We start from the raw sequence: 17,672 nt of genomic DNA on the forward strand, positions 1-17,672 counted from the left end.
GGACGCGCTCACCCGCCACCCCGCCGTCCGGGAGGCCGCCGTCACCGTGCACGAGCCCGCCCCGGGCGACCACCGGCTCGCCGCCTACGTCACTCTCGACACTCTCGTCACCTTCGACACCGGGGTCGGCCCGGTCGGTCCGGAGGCGCTGCTCGACCACCTGGCGGCGCTGCTGCCCGAGCACATGGTGCCCGCAACCGTCGACGTGCTGGACGCGCTGCCGCTCAACCCCAACGGCAAGGTCGACCGCAAGGCGCTGCCCGCACCCGCCGAGCGCCGCGCCGAGGCCCCGGCCGACCCGGGCACCCCCGACCCGCTGACACCCGGCCAGCGGCTGGTGGCCGACGCCGTCCGGGCCGTGCTGGAACTGCCGGGCGACCTCGGCCCGGACGACAACTTCTTCCGGATCGGCGGCAATTCGCTGGCCGCCGTGCGGGTCGCCATGCGGCTCTCGCAGGAGACCGGCACCAAGGTCCCGCCGCACGTGGTGTTCCGCGGCCGCACCGTGGGCGCCATCGCCGAACGGCTGGCCTCGTGATGACGGGCCGCCCCGACACCGCTCGCACCGAAGGGAACGAGGCCGTGCGCCCGTCCGACACCCCCGCCCCCGATACCGGCACCGAAACCGAAGCCGTCCGGACCGCGCCCGCCTCCGGCCTCCAGCGCGGACTCTGGTTCCTCGACCGCCTCGACCCGGGCGCCGTCACCTACACCACCCCCTGGACGTACGAGGTCACCGGCCCGCTCGACCTGGACCTGCTGGCCCGGGCCCTGGACGCCGTCACCGCCCGGCACGAGGCACTGCGCACCACCTTCGCCCTGCACCCCGACGGCCCCCGCCAGCACGTCCACCCCGGGCTCGCCGTCCCGCTCGCCGTCACCGACCTGCGCGCCCTGCCGGAGGGTGAACGCGAGTCCCGTGCCGAGGAGTTGATCGCCGAACGGGCCGCCGAACCGTTCGACCTCGCGGCCGGCCCGCTGCTGCGCGCCGAGGCGCTCCGGCTCGCCGACGAGCGCACCACCCTGCTGTTCGTCGTCCACCACATCATCTGGGACGGCTGGTCGGCCGACCTCTTCGAGCGCGAACTCACCGACCACTACCGGGCGTTCCTCGAAGGCCGGACCCCGGAGGTGCCCGCCCTCGGCACCCAGTACGCGGACTGGGCCGAGGAGGAGCGGCACACCTCCTACGAGGAGCACCTGGCCTACTGGAAGGACCGCCTGGACGGCGCCCCGACCCTGCTCGACCTGCCCGGCGACCGCCCCCGGCCGGCCGAGCGCGAGGAGCGCGGCGGCACCGAGCACTTCGGCCTCGCCCCCGGCAGCGCCGCCCGGGTCCGGGCGCTGGCCGAACAGGAGGGCGTCACCCCCTTCACCGTCCAGCTGGCCGCCTTCGCCCTGCTGCTGAACCGCTGGACCGGCGCCGACGACCTGCTCGTCGGCACCCCGGTCACCACCCGCAACCGGCCCGAACTCGCGGACCTACTCGGCTACTTCGTCAACCTGCTGCCGCTGCGGATCCGGCTCGCCCCGGACGCGAGCTTCCGCGGGCTGCTGGCCGACATCCAGGACGGCGCCTTCGACGCCTTCGGCTACCTCGACCTGCCCTTCGACCAGCTGGTCGACCACCTCGGCACCGCCCGCACCCCGCAGCACCCGCCGCTGGTCCAGGTGGTGTTCGGCGCCCACAGCGAGGACAGCACCCCGCTCGCCCTCGGCCCGGCCGCCGCCCGGCGCACCGTCCGCGCCAACGGCACCAGCAAGTTCGACCTCACCTGGTCGGTCTTCGAACCCGTCGGCGACGGCGGCGGCGAGATGCGCGGCGAGGCCGAGTACAACGGCGACCTCTTCGACCCCGGCACGATCCACCGCCTCGCCGCCGACTACGCGGCCCTGCTGGACGCCGCCCTCACCGACCCGGACGCCACCGTGCTGCGGCTCACCGCCGCCCCCGCCGCCGGGGCCCGGCCCCGCCCCGCCCGGCTCGACGACGGCCACTGCCTGCACCACCTGTTCGAACGGGCCGCCGACGCGCACGGCGACCGCCCGGCCGTCGACGACGGTCAGGAACGCCTCGACTACGCCGAACTCGACCGCCGCGCCAACCGGCTGGCGCACACCCTGATCGAGCGCGGCGTCCGCCCCGGCGACCGGGTCGGCCTGCTGCTGGAACGCACCGCCGCCGTACCGGTCGCGATCCTCGCCGTGCTCAAGGCCGGCGCCGCCTACGTGCCGGTCGACCTCGTCGCCCCCGCCGACCGGGCCGCCCTGGTCTTCGGCGACACCGCCGTGCGGGCCGTCCTCACCGACCGCCCCGACCGCGCCCCCGACGGCCCCTGGCAGACCCTCGACCTCACCGCCGGCAGCCCCGGCGCCGCCGAGGTCGCCGCCCGCCCCGACACCCGCCCGCCCTCGGTCGGCCGCCCCGGCGACCTCGCCTACCTGATCTTCACCTCGGGCTCCACCGGCCGCCCCAAGGGCGTCGCCGTCGCCCACGAGCACGTCAGCCGGCTGCTGGACTCCGGCCGCGAGCACTTCGGCTTCGGCCCGGACACCACCTGGACGCTGTTCCACAGCTACGCCTTCGACTGGACCGTCTGGGAGCTCTGGGGCGCGCTGCTGCACGGCGCCCGGCTGCTCGTGGTGCCCTACCTGACCAGCCGCTCGCCCGAGGAGTTCACCGAACTCCTCGACACCGAGCGGGTCACCCACCTGTGCCTCACCCCGTCCGCGCTGCGCCAGCTCGAACCGGCCCTGCGCCGCCGCCCCCGCGCCCTGGCGGAGCTGCGCTGGATCATGCTCGGCGGCGAGGCGCTCGACCCGGGCTTGGTCCAGCGCTGGCACGACCTCGACCCGCTGCCGCCCGCCCGGCTGTGCAACCTGTACGGCATCACCGAGACCACCGTGCACGTCACGATCCACGACGTGGCCGAGGGCGGCGCCGGCTTCGAGCGCAGCCTGATCGGCGAGCCGATGCCGCACCTGACCGCCGCCGTCCTGGAGATCGGCGAGCCGATGCCGCGCCTGACCGCCGCCGTCCTGGACGACTGGCTGCGGCCCTGCCCGCCCGGGGTCCCCGGCGAGCTGTACATCGGCGGCGGCAGCCTCGCCCACGGCTACTGGGGGCGCCCCGGCCTCACCGCCGGACGCTTCGTCGCCGACCCGGCCGGACCGCCCGGCGCCCGCCTCTACCGCACCGGCGACGTCGCCCGGCGGCTGCCGGACGGCGGCCTCGAATACGTCGGCCGGGCCGACTTCCAGGTCAAACTGCGCGGCTTCCGGATCGAGCTCGGCGAGATCGAGAACGCCCTCGCCGCCCACCCCGACGTCGACGCCTGCGTGGTGACCGTCCACGAGGACCGGCTCGCCGCCTACGTCACCGGCCGCGCCCCGGCGGACGTCCACGAGTTCCTCGGCCGCTCCCTGCCCGCCTACATGGTCCCGGCGAGCGTCACCGTGCTGGACGCGCTGCCGCTGACCGTCAACGGCAAGGTCGACCGGGCCGCGCTGCCCGCCCCCGGCCGCGCCGCGCCCACCCGGGCCGGCCGGCACGTCGAGGCCCGCAGCCCGGAGGAGGAGCTGTTCGCCGCCGTCTGGACGGAGGTGCTCGGGGTGTCCGGGATCGGCGTCCACGACGACTTCTTCCACCTCGGCGGCGACTCCATCCGGGCCGTCCAACTGGCCGGCGCCCTGCACGACCGGGGCTGGCAGGTCTCGCTGCGGGACGTCTTCAACGCGCCCACCGTCGCCGCCCTACTGCCGCTCGCCCGGCCCGTCGAGGCCGACCCCGGCGCCGACCAGCCGTTCGCGCTGATCGACGAGGAGGACCGCGCGGAGCTGCCGCCCGGGATCGTCGACGCCTACCCCATGGTGTCCATGCAGCTGTCGATGGTCTTCCACATGGAGGTCGCCGGCGGCACCGACAGCTACCACAACGTCAACTCCTACCGCATCAGCGGCGACCTCGACGAGACCGCGTTCCGCCGCTCGGTCAACGAGGCGATGGCCCGGCACGCCGTGCTGCGCACCGGCCTCGACCTCTCCGGCTACGGCGAACCACTCCAGCTGGTGCACGGCACCCTGCCCGCCCCGGTCGAGTTCGCCGACCTGCGCGACCGGCCCGAGGCGCAGCAGGACCCGGAGGTCCGCGCCGTCTTCGAGGACCACCGCGACCGGCCGTTCGACCTCGCCGAACCCCCGCTGTTCCGGATCACCGTGCAGCGGCTCGCCGACCGGGCGTTCCAGCTCACCATCTCCGAGCACCACGCGATCCTGGACGGCTGGAGCTTCACCTCCCTGCTCACCGAGATCCTCGAACGGCACACCGCGCTCACCGCCGACCCGGTCTCCACCCCCGCCCCGCCGCCGCGCACCGCCTTCCGCGACTTCGTGGCCGTCGAACGCGCCGCCACCACCGACCGGGACTCGCTCGCCTACTGGCACCAGCGGCTCGACGGCGCCACCGGCCAGCTCTGGCCGGGCAGCGAGGACGTCCACGAGCTGCCGCGCACCGTGGAACGGGTGCTCCCGGACGCGCCGGGGCAGCTGCGCGCCGTTGCCGACGCGCTCGCCGTCCCGGTCAAGTCCGTCGCGCTCGCCGCCCACCTGTACGCCCTCGCCCGGATCACCGGGCGGCAGCGGGTCACCACCGGGCTGGCGATGAACGGCCGGCTCGAACGGCTCGGCGGCACCGAGGTCTACGGGCTCTTCCTCAACACCGTGCCGCTGGTCGCCGAACCGGGCGAGGACCTCGCGGCACTGGTGCGGCACGTGCACCGGGAGGAGCTGGACATGATGCCGCACCGCCGGGTGCCGTTCGCCCGGCTGGCCCGGATGATGGCCGACACCGCGCTCGACAGCCAGTTCGGTTACCTGCGCTTCCACGCCCTGGGCCGGCTCAGCGCGGCCCGGATCGAGGACGGCCGGATCGGCAGCGAACCCACCTACCGGCACGAGCCCAACAGCTTCACCTTCGGCGCCTCGCTGATCCAGGACCCGGCCTCGCAGCGGGTGCTGCTCGCCGTGGACCACCAGCGGGCGCTGGTGGACGACGCCACGGCCGAGGAGTTCATCGACACCTATGCCGGGGCCCTGGCCCGCCTGGCCGGGGAGGTCTGACCGGGCCGGCCGCAGAGGGGTGGCGCCGGTGCCCGACCGCGGGCAGCTGTCCGGTGCCCGGCCCCACCCCTCCCTGCCTCCGCGCCCGCCTCCGCCGCGTCCCCATGACTTCGCACCACCGCTCGACCCGCACGGCCTTCCCCGTCCGACCTCATCGAGATCGAGGAGTACCCCCGCCATGACCACCTTCGCCGAGCCGGCCGCCACCGTCCCCGCCGCCGCTCCCGCCGCTCCCGTCGCTCCCGTCGACCTGCTGGCCCGGCTGCGCGCCGCCGTCGCCGCCCACCCGGCGCGGACCGCCGTGCACGCCGCCGACGGCAGCCTCGACTTCGCCGCCCTGGACCGCCGCACCGCCGCCCTCGCCGCCGCCCTCCGGGCCCGCGGTGTGCGCCGCGGCGACAAGGTCGGCGTCCACCTCGCCCGCACCCTGGACCTGCCGGTCGCGCTGCTCGCCGTCTGGCGGGCCGGCGCCGCGTACGTCCCGCTCGACCCGGCCTACCCGGCTCGCCGCCGTGGTCAGCGCCGAGGCGGCACCGCCCGTCCCGGCGGGCGTCCCGGTGCTCCGCCCCGACGCGGTGTCCGAGGGCACGGAGGAGGACGGCTTCGTCCCGGACCCGCTGGACTCCGCCTACGTCATCTACACTTCCGGTTCCACCGGCCGCCCCAAGGGCGTCGAGGTGCCGCACGGCGCCGTCGCCGACCTCGCGGCCGGCCTGGAGCAGGCCGGTGCCTACCGCCCCGAGCCGTCCGTCGTCGCCTGGAACGCCAGCGTCTCCTTCGACGCCTCCGTCCAGCAGTGGATCCGGATCTGCCGGGGCGACACCCTGGTGGTCGTCGACGACGCCCGGCGCGCCGACCCGGCCCGGCTGGCCGCGCTGCTCGCCGAGCACGCCGTCACCGACCTCGACCTGACGCCTTCGCACTGGCAGCTGCTGCGCGAGCAGCTGACCGGCGCCGCCGTGCCGCGCCTGTTCATGGGCGGCGAGCCCGTCCCCGAGCGCACCTGGCGCGAACTCGCGGACGGCGGCATCGACGCCTTCAACCTGTACGGGCCGACCGAGTGCACGGTCGACGCGATCACCGCCCCGATCACCGGCCCCGGCCCGCACCTGGGCGAGCCGCTGGCGGGAGTGCGGGTCCACCTGCTGGACGAGCGGCTGCGGCCGGTCACCGGGCCCGGCGAGGTCGGCGAGCTGTACCTCGCCGGACCCGGCCTCGCGCACGGCTACGCCGGGCAGCCGGGGCTGACCGCCGGCCGCTTCGTCGCCGACCCGTTCACGATCGAGCCCGGCGCCCGGATGTACCGCACCGGCGACCAGGCCCGCCGCTCCGCCGAGGGCCTGCTGGAGTACGTCGGCCGGGTCGACCGCCAGGTCAAGCTGNCCAGGTCAAGCTGCGCGGCTTCCGGATCGAGCTCGGCGAGGTCGAGCACGCGCTGGCGGCGCTGGACGGTGTCACGGCCGCCGCCGTGACCGTGCACGCGCCCGCCCCCGGCGACACCCGCCTCGCCGCGTACGTGACCGGGACGGCGACGCCCGCCGAGCTGCTGGCCGAACTGCGTCGCACCCTGCCCGCGCACCTGGTGCCGGCCGGTGTGACCGTGCTGGAGGCGATGCCGCTCACCCCGAACGGCAAGGTCGACCACCGGGCGCTGCCGGTCCCGGCCGCCGAGGCGGCGCCGGAGGCGGCCGGCGGGGGAGTGGCGGAGCAGGTCGCCGAGGTGTGGCGGACCGTGCTCGGCGTCCCCGAGGTGCTGCCCGCCGACGACTTCCTCTCGCTCGGCGGCCACTCGCTCGCCGCGCTGCGGGTCGTCCACCTGCTGCGCCGCAAGCTGAACGTCGAGCTGCAGCTGCGGCACCTGCTGGACGCCGCCGACCTGGCCGCCTTCACCGAGGCCGTGCAACGCGCCGCCGCGGCCGGACCGGCCGCCGCCCGCCCGGCCCTCACCGCCCGCCGGCCGGCCGTCCGATGACTTCTACGACCCCCGGCCCCACCGCGCGTCCGCCGCTGACCGCCCGCCCGCGCCCGGCCGCCGCGCCGCTGCCCACCACCCCGGCCGTCCGCCGCGCCCCGGCAGCCCCGGCTGTCACTCCGTCGGCCGTCCCCGCCGCCCGGCCGCGGATCGAGGGCGACTGGTTCCTCCTCCCCGCGCCCCGACCCGAGGCCGCCGTCCGGCTGTTCTGCTTCCCGCACGCCGGCGGCGACGCCACCGCCTTCACCCCGCTGGCCAGGGCCCTCGCCCCCGCCACCGAGGTCTGGGCGCTGCGCCCGCCGGCCCGCGGCGGCCGCAGCCGCGACCCGATGCCCGCCGACTTCGCCGCGCTGACGGCCGAGGTCGCCGCAGCGATCGCCCCGCACCTCGCCCCCGGCCGCCGGGCCGCCTTCTACGGGCAGAGCTTCGGTGCCCTGCTCGCCTACGAGGTGGCCCGGGCCCTGCCCGCCGACCGCCGCCCCGAACTCGTGGTGGTGGCCGGGGCACCCAGCCCGGCCGAGTGGACCGAGCGGGAGTCCAAGGACCTCGACGCGGCCGAACTCCTGCGCCTCACCGGCCTGGAGGAGCTGGTCAGCGCCGATTCCGAGCTGGTGGAACTCGCCCTCGCCGGTATCCGCACCGACCTCGCGGTCAGCGCCACCTACCGCCACCACCCGCACCCGCCGCTCGCCTCCGCGCTGTACGCGCTGGCCGGGGCCGAGGACCCGATGCTCGCCACCACCGACCTCTCCGGCTGGGCCGCCCACACCCGGGGCGCCTTCGACCAGCTGGTCCTGCCCGGTGGGCACCTGCTCGCCACCGTCGACCGGCCCGGCCCGGTCAACCTTCTGACCTCCCTGCTCTCCGGCCGCGCGGCGGCCGACCCCACCACCGTCAGCACCGCCACCGCCCGTGCCACCGCCCGCGCCACCGCCACCGAGGAGCAGCCGTCATGGTGACCACCACTTCCGTCGATCTCACCGACCCCGCCCTGTGGGCGAACCCCGAGACCCCGGCCCTGGTCGCCGAGCTGCGCCGCGAGGCGCCCGTCCACCGCACCGACAGCCTGGACGACGGCCCGATCTGGTCGGTGATGACCTACAAGGAGTCGGCCGACGTCCTGCGCAACGCGGCCGTGTTCAGCTCCGAGTCCGGCTCGCTGCTGGGCGCCGGCGTCGGCAACGTCCCGGTCGGCTCGGGCCGGATGATGGCCCTCACCGACCCGCCCAAGCACCGCGAACTGCGGGCGCCCGCCAACCCGTTCTTCTCCAAGAACGGCGTGCGCGGGGCCTCCCGCTCGATCGCCGAGCGGGCCGGCGAGCTGTTCGACCGGGCCGTGGAGCAGGGCGAGGCCGACCTCGTCGACGTGGTCTCCGCGCTGCCGCTGGCCGTCATGTGCGACCTGCTGGACGTCCCGGAGAAGGACCGCGACATGATGGTCCGGGTCTGCGACGTGGCCTTCCTCGGCGCCACCCCGGAGGAACGCCGGGCCGGCCACCAGCAGTTGATCCCCTACCTGATGCACCAGGTGATGCTGCGGCGCACCGACCCCAAGGACGACCTCATCTCGATGATGGCCACCTACAAGGTCAACGGGCGGCTGATGCCGGTCGAGGACGTCGTGCTCAACCTGGACAACATCGTCGTCGGCGGCGTCCAGACGGTCCGCCACACCGCGGCGATGGGCCTGCACACCCTGGTCAACCGGCCGGACCTGTGGCAGGCGCTGCAGCGCGGCGAGGTGGACATGGACTCCGCCGTGGACGAGCTGCTGCGCTGGACCTCGGTCGGGCTGCACACGCTGCGCACCGCCACCCGGGACATCGAGCTGGCCGGGCGGCAGATCCGGCGCGGCGACCGGGTCGCGGTCTGGGTGTGGTCGGCGAACCGGGACCCGGAGGCGTTCGAGGCGCCGGAGGAGATCCGGCTCGACCGCTCGCCCAACAAGCACCTGGCGCTGGGCCTGGGCGCCCACTACTGCATCGGCGCGCCGCTGGCTAAGGCCGAGCTGAGCGCGCTGTTCTCGGCGGCGCTGGAGAAGGCGGCGACGATCGAACCGGCCGGTCCGGTCGAGTACAACCGCTCGATCATCAACTTCGGCCTGGACCGCTTCCCGGTCCGGCTGACCCCGCGCTGAGCCCGCGCCGGCACCGCGCCGGAACCCCGCGCCCACCCTTCCGACCACCCCCCGTCCCACCCCGCTCCACCCCCGTTCCCACCCCGTGCGCCCGAGGCCCGCGCAGGAGGACGGCAGTCCCGGAACTGCCGCTCACCTGCCGGGCCTTGTGCCGCTTCCGGACCCGGCCCGCACCTACCTTCGAATCACACCGCACCGCGCCACCACCTCACCGAGGAGAGCACCGTGAGCAACCCGTTCGAGGACGACAACGCCGGCTACCTGGTCCTGGTCAACGACGAGAACCAGCACTCGCTGTGGCCGGTCTGGATCGACGTGCCGGCCGGCTGGACCACCGTCCACGGCGAGGCGCCCCGCCAGGAGTGCCTGGAGTGGATCGAGACCAACTGGACCGACATCCGCCCGGCCTCGCTGGTCGCCGGCCTCGACCGCCGGTGAGCGCCGCCATGGTGACCTGGGAGCTGAACCCCGGCCGTCCGGCCCTCCTCCACGTCCCGGCCGTCGCCGACCTCGCCGAGGGCTGCGCCTGGCTCCGCGAGCACGAGGCCGAGCTGACCGCCGCGCTGCACGAGCACGGCACGATCTTCCTGCGCGGGCTGCCGGTCGCGGCCACCGAGGACGTCGCCGCCGTCCGGGACGTGCTGATCCCCGAGCCCACCCCGTACCGGGAGAAGGCCACCCCGCGCAGCGACTTCGGCAACGGCGTGTTCTCGTCCACCGACCTGGCGGCCGCGCTGCCGATCCGGATGCACAACGAGAACAGCTACACCCTGACCTTCCCCGGCCGGCTGCTGTTCGCCTGCCTGGTCGCCCCGGAGGAGGGCGGCGCCACCCCGACCGCGGACGTCCGCAAGGTCCTCGCCGGGCTGCCGCCGCACCTGGCCGAGCGCGGCCGCAGCTCCGGCTGGACGCTCGGCCGCAGCTACTCGGAGTACGTCTCGCTGCCGTGGCGGACCGCCTTCGGCACCGAGGAGCCCGCCGAGGTCGAGCAGTACTGCCGGGAGAACGGCATCACCTGGGAGTGGCTGGAGGACGGCACCCTGCGCACCGACCAGCTGCGGCCGGCCACCATCCGCCACCCGCACACCGGCGAGGAGGTCTGGTTCAACCACCTGGCCTTCTGGAACGAGTGGTCGCTGGACCCGGACATCCGGGAGGCCATGGTCGAGGAGTTCGGCCCGGACGGCCTGCCGTTCAACACCGGCTTCGGCGACGGCGAGCCGGTCACCCGCGAGGACGTCGAGGCGCTGAACGCCGCCTACGAGGCCGCCACCGTGCGGGAGACCTGGCAGGTCGGCGACGTGATGCTGGTCGACAACGTGCTCTGCGCGCACGGCCGCGACCCGTACCGCGGCGACCGGAAGATCGCCGTCGCGATGGGCCGCCCGGTCGACGTCCTCGACTGCGAGCCGTCCGTCCTCCCGACCACCGCCGTCGCTGCGTGACGGCGCCCACCACCACACGCCCGTGACGTGAGCAGAGGAAGCACCGTGATCCCGGTTTCGTACGCACAACAGCGTCTCTGGCTGATCGACCAGATCGAAGGGCCGACCGCGCTCTACAACCTGCCGTTCGCGGTCCGCCTGCGCGGCGCGCTCGACCTCGACGCGCTGCGCGCCGCGACGGCGGACGTGGTGGCCCGGCACGAGGCCCTGCGCACGGTGTTCCCGGTGGACGGCGAGGGCGTGCCGGTGCAGCACATCCTGCCGTCGGCGGAGGCGGGCACCGCCTTCACGACGGTGGAGTGCGCGCCGGCCGACTACGCCGCCCTGCGGGACCGGGCCGCCGCCCACACCTTCGACCTGAGTGCCGAAACGCCCATCCGGGTCACGGTCTTCTCGCTCACCCCGACCTCCCCGACCGACGACGGCGCCGCGGACGCCGTCCCCGAGCACGTGCTGCTCGTCGTGCTCCACCACATCGCCGGTGACGGCTGGTCGCTCGGCCCGCTGCTGCGCGACCTCGCCGCCGCCTACGGCCCGCCTCGCGGCCGCCCCGCAGTGGGCGCCGCTGCCGGTCCAGTACGCCGACTACACCCTGTGGCAGCACCGGCTGCTCGGCGGCCAGGACGACCCGGACAGCCTGCGCAACACCCAACTCACCTACTGGCGCGAGGCCCTGGCCGGACTGCCGGAGCGGATCGCGCTGCCCGCAGACCGGCCGCACCCGGCCTCGGCCACCCACCGCGGCGGCACCGTCGCCCTGCGCTGGGACGCCGAGCTGCACACCGCCGTCGCCACGCTGGCGCGGCGGCACGACGCCAGCGAGTTCATGGTCGTGCACGCGGCCCTGGCCGCCCTGCTGCACCGGCTCGGCGCCGGGGAGGACATCCCGGTCGGCGCGACCGTCGCCGGCCGTACCGACGCCGCCACCGAGGACCTGGTCGGCTTTTTCGTCAACACCCTGGTGCTGCGTGCCGACCTGTCGCGGGCACCGACCTTCCGCGAGCTGCTGGCCCGGGTCCGCGAACGCGGCCTGGACGGGTACGCCCACCAGGACGTCCCGTTCGAGTTCCTGGTGGACGCGCTGCGCCCGGCCCGCTCCACCGCGCACCACCCGCTGTTCCAGGTGCTGCTGGCCTGGCAGAACGTCCCGGACGCGGTGCTCGGCCTGCCCGGTCTGGCCGAGCAGGCCGTGCCGGTGGACAGCGGCGGGGCCCGGATGGACCTGGTGTTCTCGCTGACCGGCCGCCGTGCCCCCGGGGACGGCGCGCCCGCCGGGATCGACGGCGTGGTGGAGTACAACGCCGACGTCTTCGACCCGGCCACCGTGGAGCTGCTGGCCGAACGCCTGCGGCGGATGCTGCTGGCGGTGTGCGCCGCACCGGACCGCCCGGTCGCCGAGGCCGAGCTGCTCTCCCCCGACGAGCGGCACCGGCTGCTGGCCGACTGGGCCGGCACCGCCCCCGCGCCGTCCACCAAGATCTCGCCCCCCGCCACCCTGCCCGCGCTGTTCGAGGCCCAGGTGGCCCGCACCCCCGACCGGACCGCCGTCGTCGACCCCGGGCGGGAGCTGACCTACGCGCAGCTGGACGCCGAGGCCAACCGGCTGGCCCAGCTGCTGATCGCCCGCGGCGCGGGCCCGGAGCGGCCGGTCGCGGTGGCGCTGGGGCGGTCGGCCCGGTCGGTGGTGGCCATGCTCGCCGTGGTCAAGGCCGGCTCCGCCTACCTGCCGGTCGACCCGGACTACCCGGCGGCGCGGATCGCCTTCCTGCTCGACGACGCCCGCCCGGTGCTGCTGCTGACCGACGGCGGGTCGGCCGCCGCGCTGCCGGAGGGCGAGGTCCCGGTGCTGCGGCTGGACCTTCCCGAGGTGCTCGCGGAGCTGGCCGCCCGGCCCGCCGTCGCACCGACCGACGCCGACCGGACCGAGCCGCTGACCCCGGCGCACGCGGCGTACATCATCTACACCTCGGGCTCCACCGGCACCCCCAAGGGCGTGGTGGTCACCCACACCGGCATCCCCGGCCTGGTCGCGGCGCAGGCCGAGGGCTTCGGACTGGACGAGCACAGCCGGGTGCTGCAGTTCGCCTCGCCGAGCTTCGACGCCTCGGTGGCGGAGCGCTGCGACGCGCTGCTGACCGGCGCCGCGCTGGTGGTCGTCCCCAAGGAGGACCTGCTCCCCGGCGAGCCGCTGACCCGGACCTGCGAGCGCTACGGCGTGACCAATGCGACCCTGCCGCCCAGTGTGCTGGCCGCCGTGCCGGAGGGCGGGCTGCCCGCCGGGCTGTCCCTGGTGGTCGCGGGCGAGTCCTGCCCGGCCGCACTGGCCGACCGCTGGTCGGCGGACCGGCGGATGGTCAACGCCTACGGGCCGACCGAGACCACGGTGTGCGCCACCCTGACCGGGCCGCTGGTGCCCGGCGCCGGTGCCCCGCCGGTCGGCCGCCCGATCGCGGGCGCCCGGGTGTACGTGCTGGACGAGGGGCTGCGGCCGGTGCCCGCCGGTGTGCCCGGCGAGCTGTTCGTGGCGGGCGCCGGGCTGGCCCGCGGCTATCTGGGCCGTCCCGGGCTGACCGCGCGCCGCTTCCTGCCCGACCCGTTCGGCGCGCCCGGCACCCGGATGTACCGCACCGGGGACCTCGTCCGGTGGCGGGCGGACGGCCGGCTGGACTTCCTCGGCCGCACCGACCACCAGGTGAAGCTCCGGGGCTTCCGGATCGAGCTGGGCGAGATCGAGTCCGCGCTCTCCGCCCGTCCGGACGCCGCCCGGGCCGTGGTGACGGTCCGGGAGGACCGGCCGGGACAGCGCACCCTGGTCGGCTACCTGGTCCCCCGGCCGGGGGCGGCGCCCAACCCGGCGGAGGTGCGTGCCGCGCTCGCCGCCGAGCTGCCGCCGTACCTGGTCCCGGCCGCCGTGGTGGTGCTCGCCGAGCTGCCGCTCACCGCCAACGGCAAGGTGGACCGCGACCGGCTGCCCGCCCCCGGCTTCGCCCCGGGCGCCGGGTCCGGTCGGCCGCGCACCCCGGTCGAGGAGACCCTGTGCGCGATCTTCGCCGAGGTGCTGGGGCTGCCCGAGGTCGGCACCGGGGACGGTTTCTTCGACCTCGGCGGTGACAGCATCCAGGCGATCCAGGTGGTCTCCCAGGCCCGGAGCGCCGGGCTGGTGATCAGTGCCCGGGACGTCCTGGCCCATCAGTCGGTGGGCGCGCTGGCGGCCGTGGCCGTCGCCGCGGACGGGGCGGCCGGGCCCGAGGACTCCGGCGTCGGTACCGTCGGACCCACCCCGATCGTCGAGTGGCTGCGCGAACTGGACACCCCGATCGGCGAGTTCAGCCAGGAGGCGGTGATCGCCCTGCCGCCGTCCGATGTACTGGACCTGCCGCGGCTCACCGCCGCGCTCCAGGCGCTGGTGGACCACCACGCCGTGCTGCGCTCCCGGCTGACCGCGGGGCCGGACGGCCGCTGGGGGCTGGAGACCGGCCCGGTCGGCTCGGTGCGGGTCGCCGACCACCTGGTCCGGACGGACGCGGCCGGAGCGGACCCCGAGCAGCTGCGGGCGCTGACCGCCGCCGGGGCCGCCGCCGCCCGCCGCCTGCTGGACCCGGCCGCCGGGGTGATGCTCCGGGCGGTCTGGCTGGACGCCGGGGAGCACACGCCCGGCCGGCTGCTGCTGGTCCTGCACCACCTGGTGGTGGACGGCGTCTCCTGGCGGATCCTGCTGCCGGACCTCCGGGCCGCCGGCGAGGCCGTGCTCGCGGGCCGTCCGGTGCTGCTGGCGCCGGTCGGCACCTCGGTGCGGCGCTGGTCCGAACTGCTGGCCGACGAGGCCGCGGCCCCGCACCGGCTGGCCGAACTCCCCTCCTGGCAGCGGCTACTGACCGGCACCCCGGCGCTGCTGCCCACTGCCGACACGGCCACCGGAGCAGTCACCGGCACCGGGCGGCTGGTCCTCACCCTCCCGCCCGAGGACACCGCCGCACTGCTCGGCACCGCCCCCGGCGCCTTCCATACCGGTGTGCAGGAGGTGCTGCTGGCCGCCTTCGGCATCGCCCTGGAGGAGTGGCGCCGCCGCCGCGCACCGCTGGACCCGCCGGCCGACGGCGTCCTGGTCTCCGTGGAGAACCACGGCCGCCAGGAGGACCTCGCCGACGGCGTCGACCTGTCCCGCACCGTGGGCTGGTTCACCAGCGTCCAGCCGGTCCGGCTCGCCCCCGGCCCGCTGAGCTGGCCCCGGGTCACCGAGGCCGGGACCGAGCTGGCCGCCGCCGTCGTCCGGATCCGGGAACAGCTGGCCGCACTGCCCGGCGACGGCCTCGGCCACGGGCTGCTGCGCCGGCTCAACCCCGCGACGGCCCCGGCACTGGCCGAACTGCCCGCTCCGCAGGTCGCGTTCAACTACCTCGGGCGCTTCGCCGACGCCGGCCCGGACACCCCCTGGGCACCGGTCACCGCCGACGCGGCACTCGCCCTGGGCGACCCGGACGCCCCGGTCGGCCTGCTCACCCACCCCGTGGAGCTGAACGCCGTCACCTACGACAGCCCCGACGGCCCCCGGATGGCGGCCGGCTGGACCTGGGCCCAGGGCGCGCTGACCGAGCCCGAGGTGCGCGAACTGGCCGAGACCTGGTTCGCCGCGCTCAGGGCGGTGGCCGGCTGCGCGGCCCTGCCCGGTGCCGGCGGTCCGCCGCCCGCGCGGGACGCCGACCGCCGACGGCGCCGACCCGCCCGGACCGGCGGTCCCGTGCCGCCGGCCGACCGCACCCACGGCGTGCCGCTGTCCTTCGCCCAGCTGGACATCGTCCACCAGCCCGTTGACCCGGAGTCCTCGCACCACAACGTCATCACCGCGACCGTCCTCACCGGCACCCTCGACCCGGCGGCGCTGCGGGCGAGCCTCGACGCGATCGTGCAGCGGCACGAGGCGCTGCGGACCAGGATCGTCGAGGACGGGCCCGGCGACTGGCGCCAGTTCGCCGACCCCGTCGGCGGCTGGCCGCTCGCCGCCGTCGACCTGCGCGAGCAGCCCGCCGCCGACCGCCGGGAGGCGGTGCGCCGGCTGGTCGCGGCCGAGGTGGACCGCCCGTTCCGGCTGGCCGAGGGCCCGTTGGTGCGGGGCACCCTGATCGCCACCGCCCCCGGCGAGTGGGTGCTGGTGCTGGTGCTGCACCACATCGTGGTCGACCTGTGGTCCTACGCGCTGCTGGGGCGCGAGCTGGGCGAGCTGTACGCGGCCCGGGTGCTGGGCCGCGAACCGCGGCTGCCCGCGCCGTCCGTCCAGTACCCGGACTGGGCCGCCTGGCAGCGGCGGCGGCTCGCGGACGGTGTGCTCGACGAGCATCTCGCCCACTGGGAGCGGCTGTTGGCGGACCTGCCGGCGCTGCCCCGGTTCGAGGCGCCGGAGCACCAGCGGGCCGAGGCCGTCACCGGGTACACCAGCGGCTTCGTGCTGGAGCCCGCGATCACCGCGGCCCTCAAGGAGGCGGCGCAGCGCGAGGGCGTGACGCTGTTCATGCTGCTGCTGACCGGCTTCCACCTCCTGCTGCAGAGCTATGCGCGGGGCGAGGCGCCAGGGGAAGAACCTGGCGGTGACCTCGCGGTCGGCTTCCCGCTGGCCGGTCGGGAGCACCCGCAGACCGAGCAGATGATCGGCTTCTTCATCAACCCGGTCGTGGTCCGCCCCCGCCCGGCCGCCGACGCGACCGTGCGCGAGCTGCTGGCCGCCGTCCGGGCCGGTGTCCTGGACGCCCATCTGCACCAGGAGGTCCCGCTGCGGCAGCTCCGCAAGGACGCCGGGGAGGACCACAACCCGCTGCGGCTGCTGTTCAACCTGCTGAACGTCGCCGGCGACCCGCTGGACCTGCACGGCCTCACGGCGGCGCCGCTGAGCCTCGACGTCGGCGACGCCGAGGTGATCCCCGAGCTGGTCACCGAGATGCGCCCGCACAACGCCGACCTCTATCTGATGATGCACGAGTCCGAGGCCGGGCTGCGCGGCCTGTGGCTGTACTCGCCGGACCGGATCGACCCGGAGTCGATGGCAGCCATGATGCGCCAGTGGCCGTTCGTACTGGAGCTGTTGACGCACCGGCCGGACCTGCCGCTGGCCGAGCTGCGGCGCCGCGTCCGCGACCGCGCCACGGGCTGACCCGCCCGCCTGCCTCCCGCGCTTCCCGACCCGAAAGGCCTTCGATGAACCGCACCGCCACCCCCGTCGCCCTGATCACCGGCGGCACCCGCGGCATCGGCCGCGCCACTGCCCTGCGACTGGCCGAGGACGGCTACGACATCGCCCTCTGCTACAGCGCCGACACCGAGTCCGCCCGTTCCCTGGAGAAGGAGCTGCTGGACCTCGGCCGCACCGCCTACGTCCGCCGGACCGACGTCGCGGACGCCGAGGCCGTCCGCGACCTGGTGGACGGCGCCGAGGACGCGCTCGGCCCGATCACCGCACTGGTCGCCTCGGCGGCGATCCTCCGCGACACCCCGCTGCTGCTGATGGAGGACCAGGACTGGCAGGACGTGCTCCAGGTCAACCTCAGCGGCGTCTACCACGCCTGCCGTGCGGTCGTCGACGGCATGGTGCTGCGCCGCCATGGCGCCATCGTCAATCTGTCCTCCGTCGCCGGGATCTGCGGCAACCCCGGGCAGACCAACTACGCGGCGACCAAGGCCGGCATCATCGGCTTCACCCGCTCGCTGGCCCAGGAGGTCGGCCGCTACGGTATTCGCGCCAACGCGGTCGCCCCCGGCTACATCGACACCGACCTGGTCGCGCAGCTGCCGGAGGAGGCCGTCGAGCGGTCGCTCGAACAGGTCGCCCTGCGCCGGCTCGGCCGCCCGGAGGAGGTGGCCGACCTGGTCGCCTTCCTGCTACCCGACCGGCCGACCCGACCGGCCCGACCGACAGGCCCGACCGCCCCGCCCCACTCCTGGAGCCCCCGTGCAATGGACCGTCCTGGTCAACGACCAGCAGCAGCACGCCCTCTACCCCGCCGACCGCCCC

10 protein-coding genes and 2 pseudogenes are annotated in these 17,672 nt (G+C 75.7%); all 12 read left to right on the forward strand.

Going from position 1 to position 17,672, the window contains the following annotated elements:
- Positions 1 to 538, forward strand: a 538-nt coding sequence (locus tag VR45_RS34190; protein ID WP_045943799.1) for a phosphopantetheine-binding protein, incomplete at its 5' end; no start/stop codon positions are given.
- A 44-nt stretch (positions 539 to 582) separates the two neighbouring features.
- Entirely contained in the window at positions 583 to 5,118 is a 4,536-nt protein-coding gene (locus VR45_RS34195; protein ID WP_045943802.1) for a non-ribosomal peptide synthetase, read from the forward strand.
- 178 nt (positions 5,119 to 5,296) lie between these two features.
- A pseudogene (locus VR45_RS49410) lies at positions 5,297 to 5,572 on the forward strand (AMP-binding protein); the annotation flags it as partial.
- 58 nt (positions 5,573 to 5,630) lie between these two features.
- Entirely contained in the window at positions 5,631 to 6,590 is a 960-nt protein-coding gene (locus VR45_RS49415) for an AMP-binding protein (RefSeq protein ID WP_234326440.1), read from the forward strand.
- Entirely contained in the window at positions 6,587 to 7,090 is a 504-nt protein-coding gene (locus tag VR45_RS49420) for a phosphopantetheine-binding protein (protein WP_234326443.1), read from the forward strand. Before VR45_RS49415 ends, VR45_RS49420 begins: the two co-directional genes overlap by 4 nt.
- Positions 7,087 to 8,049, forward strand: a complete 963-nt coding sequence (locus tag VR45_RS34205) for a thioesterase domain-containing protein (protein ID WP_234326442.1) — start codon at positions 7,087 to 7,089, stop codon at positions 8,047 to 8,049. Before VR45_RS49420 ends, VR45_RS34205 begins: the two co-directional genes overlap by 4 nt.
- On the forward strand, positions 8,043 to 9,227 hold the full coding sequence (locus VR45_RS34210) for a cytochrome P450 (protein WP_045943800.1): 1,185 nt from the start codon (positions 8,043 to 8,045) through the stop codon (positions 9,225 to 9,227). The genes VR45_RS34205 and VR45_RS34210 overlap by 7 nt, the downstream gene beginning before the upstream one ends.
- A gap of 225 nt (positions 9,228 to 9,452) precedes the next feature.
- Complete coding sequence (locus VR45_RS34215; RefSeq protein WP_045943801.1) at positions 9,453 to 9,665, forward strand: MbtH family protein; 213 nt, start codon at positions 9,453 to 9,455, stop codon at positions 9,663 to 9,665.
- An 8-nt stretch (positions 9,666 to 9,673) separates the two neighbouring features.
- Complete coding sequence (locus tag VR45_RS34220; protein ID WP_045943804.1) at positions 9,674 to 10,672, forward strand: TauD/TfdA family dioxygenase; 999 nt, start codon at positions 9,674 to 9,676, stop codon at positions 10,670 to 10,672.
- 45 nt (positions 10,673 to 10,717) lie between these two features.
- Positions 10,718 to 11,143, forward strand: a pseudogene (locus tag VR45_RS50840) (condensation domain-containing protein); the annotation flags it as partial.
- A gap of 10 nt (positions 11,144 to 11,153) precedes the next feature.
- Positions 11,154 to 16,814: a non-ribosomal peptide synthetase gene (locus VR45_RS34225; protein WP_052709594.1), complete on the forward strand. Its 5,661-nt coding sequence runs from the start codon at positions 11,154 to 11,156 to the stop codon at positions 16,812 to 16,814.
- A gap of 44 nt (positions 16,815 to 16,858) precedes the next feature.
- Positions 16,859 to 17,672 (forward strand): 3-oxoacyl-ACP reductase FabG (gene fabG, locus VR45_RS34230; protein WP_063772593.1); only part of this gene is annotated, 814 nt, incomplete at its 3' end.

The organism is Streptomyces sp. NRRL S-495 (genome assembly GCF_000966955.1).
Lineage (GTDB): Bacteria > Actinomycetota > Actinomycetes > Streptomycetales > Streptomycetaceae > Kitasatospora > Kitasatospora purpeofusca.

What these genes read in the sequence shown, in the direction of transcription:
- VR45_RS34205 (WP_234326442.1), top strand. Translation starts at nt 7,087, where the DNA reads ATGACTTCTACGACCCCCGGCCCCACCGCGCGTCCGCCGCTGACCGCC.
- VR45_RS34210 (WP_045943800.1), top strand. Translation starts at nt 8,043, where the DNA reads ATGGTGACCACCACTTCCGTCGATCTCACCGACCCCGCCCTGTGGGCG.
- VR45_RS34220 (WP_045943804.1), top strand. Translation starts at nt 9,674, where the DNA reads ATGGTGACCTGGGAGCTGAACCCCGGCCGTCCGGCCCTCCTCCACGTC.